General features: G+C 38.0%; 10 protein-coding genes. 2 read left to right on the top strand and 8 right to left on the bottom strand.

The features are described 5' to 3' along the window. Nucleotides 1-5 precede the first annotated feature (5 nt). Nucleotides 6-503, top strand: coding sequence for a cupin domain-containing protein (locus tag EG346_RS04970; RefSeq protein ID WP_123877173.1), 498 nt, complete (start codon nucleotides 6-8; stop codon nucleotides 501-503). Between the two features lie 68 nt (nucleotides 504-571). On the opposite strand, the gene EG346_RS04965 is transcribed toward EG346_RS04970, so the two are convergent. The 4 genes from EG346_RS04965 to EG346_RS04945 all read right to left on the bottom strand — a co-directional run bounded on the left by EG346_RS04965 (nucleotide 572) and on the right by EG346_RS04945 (nucleotide 6,841). After that, complete coding sequence (locus EG346_RS04965) at nucleotides 572-3,259, bottom strand: TonB-dependent receptor domain-containing protein (protein WP_123877172.1); 2,688 nt, start codon at nucleotides 3,257-3,259, stop codon at nucleotides 572-574. A 449-nt stretch (nucleotides 3,260-3,708) separates the two neighbouring features. Next, nucleotides 3,709-4,365 carry a hypothetical protein gene (locus EG346_RS04955; protein ID WP_123877170.1) on the bottom strand — a complete coding sequence of 219 codons (657 nt, stop codon included), beginning with the start codon at nucleotides 4,363-4,365 and terminating at the stop codon, nucleotides 3,709-3,711. Between the two features lie 79 nt (nucleotides 4,366-4,444). Further along, complete coding sequence (locus EG346_RS04950; RefSeq protein ID WP_034700772.1) at nucleotides 4,445-5,131, bottom strand: response regulator transcription factor; 687 nt, start codon at nucleotides 5,129-5,131, stop codon at nucleotides 4,445-4,447. Between the two features lie 162 nt (nucleotides 5,132-5,293). Continuing rightward, the gene (locus EG346_RS04945; protein WP_073330577.1) at nucleotides 5,294-6,841 is read right to left on the bottom strand and encodes a sensor histidine kinase; all 1,548 of its coding nucleotides are present in this window, start codon (nucleotides 6,839-6,841) and stop codon (nucleotides 5,294-5,296) included. A gap of 200 nt (nucleotides 6,842-7,041) precedes the next feature. Here EG346_RS04945 and EG346_RS04940 point away from each other — a divergent pair, with 200 nt between their 5' ends. Then, nucleotides 7,042-7,527 (top strand): SRPBCC family protein, encoded by a 486-nt coding sequence (locus EG346_RS04940; RefSeq protein WP_123877169.1) that lies wholly within the window; start codon nucleotides 7,042-7,044, stop codon nucleotides 7,525-7,527. Between the two features lie 93 nt (nucleotides 7,528-7,620). Here EG346_RS04940 and EG346_RS04935 read toward each other — a convergent pair whose 3' ends face one another. From EG346_RS04935 to EG346_RS04920, 4 genes are all read right to left on the bottom strand, one after another. Then, nucleotides 7,621-7,959 carry a hypothetical protein gene (locus EG346_RS04935; protein WP_073330573.1) on the bottom strand — a complete coding sequence of 113 codons (339 nt, stop codon included), beginning with the start codon at nucleotides 7,957-7,959 and terminating at the stop codon, nucleotides 7,621-7,623. Then, a complete protein-coding gene (locus EG346_RS04930) occupies nucleotides 7,946-8,140 on the bottom strand; it encodes a hypothetical protein (protein ID WP_123877168.1) in 195 nt (64 codons plus the stop codon). Before EG346_RS04930 ends, EG346_RS04935 begins: the two co-directional genes overlap by 14 nt. 34 nt (nucleotides 8,141-8,174) lie before the next feature. After that, on the bottom strand, nucleotides 8,175-10,217 hold the full coding sequence (locus EG346_RS04925; protein WP_073330566.1) for a S9 family peptidase: 2,043 nt from the start codon (nucleotides 10,215-10,217) through the stop codon (nucleotides 8,175-8,177). A gap of 175 nt (nucleotides 10,218-10,392) precedes the next feature. Further along, nucleotides 10,393-11,133, bottom strand: coding sequence for a uroporphyrinogen-III synthase (locus tag EG346_RS04920; protein ID WP_073330563.1), 741 nt, complete (start codon nucleotides 11,131-11,133; stop codon nucleotides 10,393-10,395). Nucleotides 11,134-11,145 lie beyond the last annotated feature (12 nt).

The following is an 11,145-nucleotide window of genomic DNA, read 5'->3' as shown; positions in this document are numbered from 1 at the left end:
AAATTATGAGTGCAGAGAAAACAGAAATATTCGATAAGGTAGCAAAAATGCTGGAAAATCAGGGTTTTACTATTGCGGCAAAAGATGAGACAAGACCTTGGGGTGGCTTTTTCGTGATCGATGAAAATCAAGCTCAGGATTTTGCCAATCAATATTTTGACGGAATTGATGTAGAAAGTCTAAAAATAGGCGGAAAGCTGAGTCCTAAGATCCTTGTGGTTGCCCCGGATGCCCGTTTAAGCTGGCAATACCATCACCGCAGAGCAGAAATCTGGCAGGTAGTGGAAGGAATTGTTGGGATCAAAACAAGCAATACGGATGAAGAAGGAGAATTGAAAGAATACCATCCAACAGACCAGATCAAACTTCAGCAGGGCGAAAGACACAGGCTGATTGGACTTGACGGGTGGGGTGTAGTAGCTGAAATCTGGCAGCACACCGATGCTTCCAACCCTTCGGACGAAGATGATATTGTAAGAGTACAGGACGATTTCGGAAGATAATCATCCCTGATATAAAAAGTAAAAACAGCATCGATTTGATGCTGTTTTTGTTTTATGTAGAATATTATTTAAAAAGTTACGTCAAGCCCCACATAGAAATTAGCCTTCATAATAGGTGCATACACCATCCCGCCATCAAAATAATTTCCGAAAGGATTCCTGAAATCAACAATGGCATTTTTCTGATAATAAGACGTAAGATTTTCACCGCCTACATATGCTCTGAGCTTTTTATTGAAATTTCTTGAGATCTGTGCATTCAGCACCGCATAAGAATCAGAATATACAGGCAACTGAAATTCAGCGGGGTTGCCTGAGGTATCAGGAAGTCTTTGCTTTCCGACCCAATTTATCGTTGTGTCAAAACTCCAGAATCCTCCTTTATCATTTTTATTGGTTGCATAAGCCAGATTCACAAAGCCTCTGTGCTTGGCCATGAAAGGAATTTCTCTTCTGCCGTCAAAATAATCAGCCTGAACATCATAATATTTATAAGCCAATCTCACATCAAAATTCTTAAAAGGGGTAAAATCCCACTGCGTCTGAAAAGAGTTTGCAAAAGATTTTCCTTCTAAATTATAAAAAGTAAGCTGCTGTGGAGATCGGTCAAGATCAACAAGAACCTGATCCTGGAAATCTGTTCTGAAAAAATCAGCGACAATTGAAGATTTTCTTCCGAAAAGTTTGAATTCCTGTTGTAAGCTGACCCCATAGTTCCATGCGATTTCAGGTTTTAATCCGTAGATATTTCCCCCGTTTTGCAGGATCTGTATACTTCTGTTCGAAGCGAAATACTGTTGGTTTTCTGCAAAAACATTAGCCGTTCTGAATCCTCTGCCTGCAGAAAGTCTTACAATCGTCTGAGGCGTAAAATCATACTTAAAATTAACTCTCGGAGTGAACTGGGTTCCTGCAAGGTTATGGAAATCGGCTCTGGCTCCCGCTACCAAAGTATATTTTAATCCCGTCAACGTATATTCTGCAAAAATTCCCGGAACGATTTCATTTCTCTTCATGTCGTCCTTTAAATACGTTTCCTCGTAGCCATCATACAAAAAGCTCGCTCCGGCCTTATACTTATGATTCGTATTCCCGATGATGCTTTCAAAGATTAAATTGGAATAATACGTATGCTGTTTCCCAGAATAATTTCTCAGTCCAAAGAAGCTGTCCTGCTGATGATACACATATTGGTTCATCCATCCTAAACTCTGGTAAGGTTTTCCTTTAAAAACATATCCCGTTTTATTCCAAACCTGGAATCTTGAAATATCAATTCCTACACCATAAGCGCCCTGTTTGTCCTGACCTAAATTTTTGTCAAAACCGATCTGGCCGGCTGTTCTTTCATCTCTTAGAAAATTGATGCCGAAATGAGAACCGAATCCGGATTTTTCCAGATCATTATAATTAAGGAGATAAGCTGCATTGATTTGTGTTCCTTTCGGTCTGTCCAGAAAAGTATCATCATTCATATCCGTATCTCCAAAAGTTCCGTTTCCATGGAGTAGAAAGGTCTGAGACCATTTCTCATTGATAGAAGAGACGCTGGTAATATTGGCTTCCGCTCTTCCATTGAAATCAGCGAAAATGTTTAATGAAGTTTCAGGTTCTTTAGCATTTTTCAAAAGTTCAGTATTGATCTGCCCTGTGATACTTTCATAGCCATTCGTTACCGTACTTCCGCCTTTCGTCAGCTGAATACTTTCGATCCATCTTCCGGGGATGAAATTTAATCCATACGCTGAAGCGAGACCTCTGATTTCAGGAAGAAGTTCCTTGGTTAAACTGGTGTATTTTTGATCCAGACCGAGCATTTTCAGTTGTTTGGTTCCTGTAACTGCATTGCTGAAAGAAACGTCTACTGTTGCATTGGTTTCAAAACTTTCCGAAAGGTTACAGCAAGCGGCTTTTAATAATTCCTTCTTATCAATATTAAAAACAAGGCCTGCTTCCTTTTTGCTTAATGCTGTCGCTGCTTTTGAGCCTGTAATCAATACTCCTTCAATCTTTTTTTCGGAAGATTCGTGGCTTTCGGGAGAGGCAGATGCCTGGTGATCTTTATGGTCTACTGCTATTGTTCCCTCCTCGAAATGAACATTTGGATTGGCTTCCCCGAAAGGAATATCCCTGTCATACAGACAACATCCCGGAAGATTTTTGTATACTGAATCAGACGTTTTATATTGTTCATTGTCATGACCGGCATCGGCAATAGCTTTCAATACCTTATCTGATGAGGTTTTTGAAGCGTCAAACTTTAAGATTACCGTTTGCTTTTCTGCACTCCATTCTGCTGAATCTGCGCCGGCTGCTCTGGCTGCTTTTTCGATTCTGGCTTTGCATGAGGCACAATTGCCTTTTACGTAAAACTCATTTTCTTTTTTAGCTTGATGCTGATGAGCTTCAGCAGGAGCAGATTGAAGGTCTCTTTCATAATGACAACATCCCGGAAGGCCGTTATAAGCAGCCTCAGAAGATTTGAATTTTTCGTTGTCGTGCCCGGCATCAGCTACTTTTTGTAAGATGTCATCTGTAGAAACTTTGTGGTCGGTTTCCAGCGTTAAAGTCTGAAGGTCGGTAGAATACACGGCAGTTTTAGCACCTGCTTTCTTAGCTGCAGTTTCTATTCTGGATTTACACATATCACAGTTTCCTTTAACTTGAAACTGGCTTTTTGAAAGATTTTGAGCTGATATCAATTGTACAGACAGGATCATTAGACCAAGAATGAACTTGGAAATATATAATTTCATTTGTTTAAAAGTTTAGATTAATTAAAAACGGTCCATTAACATACTTAACGGACGATCAATGTTGGAATTAACCTAATTTAGGCGGTTGCCAGATTTCTTTTAAACGGTCTGATAAATGAGGCGGTGTATATTGGAACTGAGGATTCTTACTCGCTTTGTAGTAAGACAGTTCAAAATGTAAATTTTTAGAAAAAGGAGTTTCTATATAAGTATAGCATGCAACACATGTTGAACAGCAGTCATCAGTGCATGAAGACTTTGTTTTGTCATGTTTGCTGTCTTTTGAAGTGTGATTTTTACAGCAGTCGCTTTTTTCAGTCTTGGCTTTGTTGCAGCATGTATCCTGCATAGATTGAGAGTAGAAGCTGCCTTTAGGAACTAAAAAAACTCCTAGACAAAAAATAACTGCAAGAATGTGAAACAGCTTCATCTCTGCAAAAATACAAAAATTATGACAAAGGATCACCAACTTTTAAAGCACAGTTGTGCCAAGGTTCTCCGTGTGCCGGATTCAGTTTGGGTTTTGGACCCGTTGGAGCTGGTCCTGTTACCGGACCGGGAACGTTTTGTGCACTTTGAACAGGTTGTGGTGCAGGGGTAGCGGAGGGAACCGGTGCAGGTGCAGGTTTGCTGTTTAAAGGCTGACCTACGGGAATATCACATCTGTGACCAGGTTGTCCATGTGGAGGATTCATACCGGGAGCTGTTTTTACTTGCTTTCCATTGTTATCGATCACCACTTTTCCAGGCGACATGGAGTTAGGATCTATTTTAATGGCATTGTTGGCATTGACTGCAACATTTTGCGGAGCTGCCTGTCCTGGTGCCGGACTTCCATTCAAAGGCTGTCCTACCGGAATGTCGCATCTGTGGCCTGGCTGCCCGTGGGGAGGATTCATTGCTCCTGCTGGCGCTGCTACAGCGGTAAGGTTAGGCTTGGATTGAATGCCTGCCTGTTCCATTAGAGAAGCTTTCGGAGCTGAGTTAACTGCCACATTAGGCTGCTGAACCCCTGCTTCTTCTTTTAAATAAGTAGCTCTTTCGTCTTTATTGCATGAAACGGCTAATAAGGAAATGGCGATAACGCCTAAGAATGTATTTTTCATATCCAATCGGTATGAAACAAAATTAGCAAAACATTTTTAATTGTTTTGCTAATTTTATATTTATACTATAGTTTTAGAACTAATTTTTAACTAAAAGTCTAAATCCTTCTCCGTGAACGTTGATAATTTCCAATCCTTCGTCATCTTTTAAAAGCTTACGAAGTTTCGCGATATACACGTCCATACTTCTTGCTGTAAAGTAATTTTCTTTCTTCCATATCTTTCTTAAAGCAAGATCTCTCGGCATGAAATCATTTCTGTGGATGCAAAGAAGTTTTAATAATTCATTTTCTTTTGGAGAAAGTTTATATTCTTTATCACCTACTTTTAATTGTCTCAGCATAGAGTCGAAGAAAATATTACTGATCTTGAACTGCTCCTGCTCTTCATTTTCTAAAGTAGAACTTCTCTGCAGGATGGCTTTGATCTTATACAAAAGAAGTTCCGTATCAAATGGCTTTGTAATATAGTCGTCTGCTCCCAGTTGGTATCCTTTAAGGATATCTTCCCTCATATTTCTTGCGGTAAGGAATATGATAGGGGTATTTTTATCGATTTTTTTTACGTCTTCAGCTAATGAAAACCCATCTTTTTTGGGCATCATTACATCGAAAATACAGATATCAAATTCATTTTCTGTAAATTCTTTCAAACCCTGTTCTCCATCTGTAGCAAGGTTTACTTCAAAGTTATTGATTGTCAAATAATCCTTCAGCACCGCCCCGAAACTCTGATCGTCTTCTACTAATAATATTCTGTTGCTCATGATTTTAATAATTAAAATTAATGATTAAAAATTAAGAATGAACGTTCTCACTCTATCTTCTATATTTTGTTATTGGTTTTATATTTTATCATTGATCAATGATAAACGATGAATGATTCTTTGCTATAATCTGATCATCATTGATCTCTTATCCCTTATCATTTAGCTCATCGGCAGTTTGATCGTAAATGTACTTCCCTTGTCTTTGTGGGAATCTACGATGATCTGTCCTTTGTGCAGTTCTGCAATTTTCTTTACGTAAGAAAGTCCCAGTCCCTGTCCTTTTACATTGTGGATGTTTCCGGTTTCCTCCCTAAAGAATTTTTCAAATATTTTGGTCTTGTTTTCTGTTTCCATTCCCATTCCCTTGTCCGAAATTTCGATGACATACCAGTTTCCTTCATTTCTTGTCTTCACATGGATCTCAGGTGCATCAGGCGAATATTTGTTGGCGTTATCCAATAAATTCACCAGCATATTTGAGATATGGAATTCATCTATTTTGAATGTATAATTCGTTGCATTGAATTCCTGCGTAAGCGACCCGTTTCTCTGTTTTACAATCAGATTAAAAGATTCTGTTGTTCTTTTGATCAGTTCACGTACGTTAGTTTCCTTTAAGAATAGCTCTACCTCATTTCTTTCAAGCTTGGACATATTCAGTACATTTTCCACCTGCTTTTTCATCCTTAAATTTTCCTGCTTGATCAGTTCCGAGTAGTATTTTACTTTTTCAGGATTGGTAGCAATTTTATCATTGGCTAAAGAATCTGTCGCAACAGAAATGGTGGCCAGTGGCGTTTTAAACTCATGAGACATATTATTGATGAAATCTGTCTTTACCTCCGCCAGTTTTTTCTGCCTCATCATATAATTAATGGAAATAATATAAATTCCAAGAATAGTCAATAATGAGAGGAAGGTTCCTAAAAGCATTGGCCAGTTGTTCATAGCAAGCGAATATTCTTTTTTAGGAAACACCAAAGCCAGACTGTACAAAGTCCGGTTTTTAACATCTGTAAAAAGAGGGTAGCTATAGGTATTGTTATCTTTTTTCTCTTTGTATGCTTTATTGACGACTCCTGTGAGTTTATTATTTTTATCAATAACTCCATATCCGAATTTCGCTGTAATTCCTTTTATTTTCAGCTCTCTTGCGATGACGGAATCAAGAATATTGGCATCTACTCTTTTAGCAATCGGAAGATTGGTGCTGAGTACTTTTACAAATTCTTTTACAGCATAATCACCATTTTCAATATCGTTGTTGATCTCTGTGGTAAGGAGTTCGCGGTTTGTTGTGTCTTTTTTTACCTTGTAAGCTGCGTTATCAGTATATAAAGTAGTCAGTTTGATAGAGTCTCCTTTTGGAGAGATGGGAAGCTGTGTTTTTGATATAATATTTTTGGAATAGATGATCTGGCGTTGGGTACCGGAATCTTCTACCTGCTGAATCGTTGTTAAAGAAGGCTGGTCTTTATTGGCAAGAATGCTGCTTCTCAGGTTTTTATAATTTTGATTCAGGTATTTATCTGCCTCAATTTCTTCAATATTTTTAGCTGTGTTTTCTAAAGCAGAATATACTTTATTCGAAAATTCCTGCTCGAGAGCTCCATAATAACCTTTCAGCCAATAAAATTGGAGCGTAACAAAGACAATCAGTGAGATCGTCATAAACACTGAAATTATTGGGATGAATTTGTTATTCATTACTTGATTTTATAGGTATTAAAAAAATGAATGTTAAAATTAATTATTTTAAGACTTGATAAACAAAAAACGAGCCAAAAAATTGTTTAATTTCTCTTAAAAGGGAGTTTTTTAACATTTATTTATGAATTATAAATTACTTGTCCTATGGAAAGTCCTGTGAACTGATAAAATAGCTAGCTTTGTTAAAAATAACTGCTATGGAATCTACAATCGTTTTTAACAAAGATTTTGATTTGAACAGTGTCTATGTCATGAAAATTTATGAAGCTGAAGCTTCAAAAGTATGGGATTATTTTACCCAATCCGAATTATTGGATCAGTGGTGGGCTCCAAAACCGTGGAAATGCGAAACGGTCCAACAGAATTTCAAAGAGGACGGAATCTGGCATTACGCGATGGTAGGACCGGAAGGTGAAAGAATGTATGGACAGGTAAAATACGGTGAAATTACTGAGCACAGAAGCTTTGACGGAACTGATGCCTTCTGTGATGAAAAAGGAAACATCAATGAAAATTTTGCACAATCGAAATGGTTGTTTGGGTTTACAGGGATAGAAGAAGGAACAAAAGTAACGATCAATATTCATTTTCCTTCACCGGAAGCCATGAAACAACAGCTGGAAATGGGTTTTGAGGAAGGATTTAAGATGGGGCTGACCCAGCTGGAGGATATTCTCAAATAGTCGGAAATTTTAAAAGACTGTCATTATTCCCTTTTCGTTGTAGAATAAAAGACGGGCAAAGGCCCGTCTTTATTGAATCTTATGTTGTGTGTATCAAATCAGTTCTTCTTCCTGAAAATACTGTATAATCGCTTTTTTCATTAGAAGAGACTGTTCATTGGGTCTTAGTTCCGGAAGAGCCTCCAATGTGTCATACTGCGGCCACCCGTCTTCATAATGGGTAAACTTATAATACCCGAATGGTTCCAATAATCTGCATACCGCAATATGGATCAAATTTACCTTGTCTTCTTTGGTGTATTTTTGCTGGCCGCTTCCAAGTTCCTGCAGTCCGATCAGAAACAAAAGGGTTTCAATCGGAGGATTTTTTTCAGTATCAAAATTGTCTGTAAAAAATTGTTCTATCTTTTGCCAATATTCAGATTCGTTCATAGTATTCGTCATTTATTTTCTTCAGCTTTTTTTGCATCTTCTTCTCTTGCTTTTTCAAGAAGCTGTTGTAGTTTTTTTCTTGTTTTTCTTTAAAAATGTCTCGCTTTTCTGCCTTTCGGATTTTATCCTTTTGTATGAGGTAATAAACAATGGCTATGGCGAGGAATGCTAGTAATAACATAATTTTGTTTTTAAAGTTGAAGAAAAAATTAAAGTTATTTTTTGTCAATCTTTAAGAGAAATGCATATTCCAGTGCGTCTTCCTTCAGTGATTCAAATCTTCCGCTCGCTCCACCGTGGCCTGAGCTCATGTCGGTCTTGAATAATAAGAGATTGTCGTCTGTTTTAAGTTCTCTCAATTTTGCCGTCCATTTTGCCGGTTCCCAATACTGTACCTGTGAATCGTGGAGTCCAGTTGTGATCAGCATATGTGGATACTCTTTCGCTTCAATATTATCGTAAGGCGAATATTCCTTCATGTACTGATAATATTCTTTGTCATTTGGATTTCCCCACTCATCATATTCTCCTGTTGTCAAGGGAATAGTTTCATCGAGCATTGTGGTGACTACATCTACAAAGGGAACCTGTGCAACGATTCCGTTAAAAAGTTTAGGTTCATAATTGACAACTGCTCCTACCAAGAGTCCGCCGGCGCTTCCTCCCATGGCATACATATGTTGAGATGAAGTATAGTTTTCCTGAATCAAATGCTTTCCTGCATCGATGAAATCGAAGAACGTATTTTTTTTGAAGAGCATTTTACCATCTTCATACCATTCTCTTCCCAGATATTCTCCTCCACGAATATGAGCGATAGCGTAAATAAATCCTCTGTCTAAGATAGAAAGTCTGACATTGGAAAAACTCGCATCTACCGTATGTCCGTAGCTTCCATATCCATATAAAAGCAATGGGGTATCTGCAGATTTTTGGGTGTCTTTATGATAAACCAGTGAAATAGGAATTCTTGTTTCTCCATCTCTGGATTCTGCCCAGATTCTTTCTGAAATATAATTTTCAGGAATAAATTTTCCGCCAAGAACTTCCTGTTGCTTCAGAAGGTGAGTGGTTTTCTCTTTTAGATTGTATTCATACGTTGAACTTGGTTGAGTCAGTGAAGTATAACCATAACGGAGGACTTCAGTGTCAAATTCCATATTGATCCCGATGTAAGCAGTATAGGTGGGATCAGAAAAAGGAAGATAATAAGATTCTTTAGTTTTCTCGTCAATAATTTTGATCTGTAATAATCCTTCTTCTCTCTCCTCCAGCACCAGATAATCTCTGAAAATTTCAAAACCTTCCAGCAAAACTTCAGCACGGTGTGGAATAACGTCCACCCAGTTTTCCATTCCGCAGTTATTGATTTTGGTTTTTACAATCTTGAAATTGATAGCGTCGTCTGCATTCGTAATGATGTAAAATTCATCTTCATAATGTTCTACCGAATATTCAAGATCGTCTATTCTTGGCTGGATAATCTTCCATTCTGCAAAAACATTGTCTGAAGGAATGAACCGGTGTTCATCAGAAATTGTGCTTGAGCTTGCAATGAAAATATATTCCATCGACTTTGTTTTGAAAACATTCACATCAAAAGTATCATCCTCTTCATGGAAGATCAAAATGTCTTCTGAAGAATCTGTACCCAATTTGTGTCTGTACACCTGAAAAGCACGCAGACTTTCATCTTTTCTGATGTAGAAAACATGTTCGTTGTCATTCGCCCATACCGCTTTTCCGGTCGTATTAAGAATCTGATCCGAGAAAATTTCTCCGGTGATGAGATTTTTGAAATTGATGGTATAAATCCTGCGGCTTACATTGTCTGATGAAAAAGAAACCAGCTTATTATTGGGAGAAACAGCTACACTTCCTACTTCAAAATAAGTTTCACCTTCTGCTAATATATTGACATCAACAATAATTTCTTCCTCGTTGTCAAGGCTTTTGTGCTTTCTGCAAAAGATAGGATACTCTTTTCCTTCTTCGTAGCGTACAATATACCAGTAGCCGTTAAAGAAATAAGGGAGAGACTCGTCGTCTTTCTTGTACCGGGCTTTCATTTCTTCGAAAAGTTCTTCCTGAAAAGCTTCTGTGTCTTTCATCATCAGCTCTTCGTAAGCATTTTCCTCTTCAAGGTATTTAATGACTTCAGGGTTTTCCCTTTCGTTAAGCCAGAAGTAGTGGTCTGTTCTTCTGTCGCCGTGTATTTCCAGTATTTTTTCTATTTTTTTTGCCTGTGGAGCTTTCATCCGAATATTTTAAGTTTTTATTGAGGCGGATGGAACGTACTTATATCTGTTCTCTTTTCTGAGAATCGTTTTTATAGGGACGTTTCATTCAATATTAATTTTCGTTCAAATTTAGTTAAAAAAAAGCCATCTTTCCTGATCGAAAAGACGGCTGTTTTATCTTAAGTGTTAAAGGCTATTTGTGAAGCGCTTTAATATATTTTTCAAGGGCCATAGTCATGGACGGTGTTTCCTTTGTAGGAGCCATCAGATCTACCTTCAGGCCTGCTTCTTCTGCAGCTGCCATAGTAGTGTTTCCGAAAACACCAATCTTTGTTTCCTCCTGTTTGAAATCCGGGAAGTTCTGCTGTAAAGATTTGATTCCCTGCGGGCTGAAAAAGATCAGCATATCGTAATCCTTAGCATTGATATCCGTAAGATCACTGCATACCGTTCTGTACATGATTGCTCTTGTCCAGTCTACATTGGATGCTTCCATCGTTTTCACGATATCCGGACTCAAGACATCTGAAGACGGCAGAAGATACTTTTCAGTTGGGAATTTTTTGAATAGAGGGAGAAGATCTGAGAAGTTTTTCTCCCCAAAACTGATCTTTCTCTTTCTGTAAACAATATGTTTCTGAAGATAGTTGGCAATTGCCTCAGACTGGCAGATGTATCTCATCGTATCCGGAACTGCAAAACGCAGCTCTTCAGCAAGTCTGAAGTAATGGTCTATCGCGTTTTTACTGGTAAAAATAATCCCGGTAAACTGCGTCAGATCGATCTTCTGTGTTCTTAGTTCTTTGTTGTCAGCTCCTTCGACGTGGATGAAAGGACGGAAATCAATCTTTATTTTTTCCTTCTTTGCTATATCCAGATATGGAGAAGACTCACTAGGCGCTGGTTGAGAAACCAATATAGACTTTATTCTCATCATTGACTTTTA

The sequence above is a fragment of the Chryseobacterium carnipullorum genome, assembly GCF_003815695.1.
Lineage (GTDB): Bacteria > Bacteroidota > Bacteroidia > Flavobacteriales > Weeksellaceae > Chryseobacterium > Chryseobacterium carnipullorum.
This window is presented reverse-complemented; position numbering and strand designations above follow the sequence as displayed.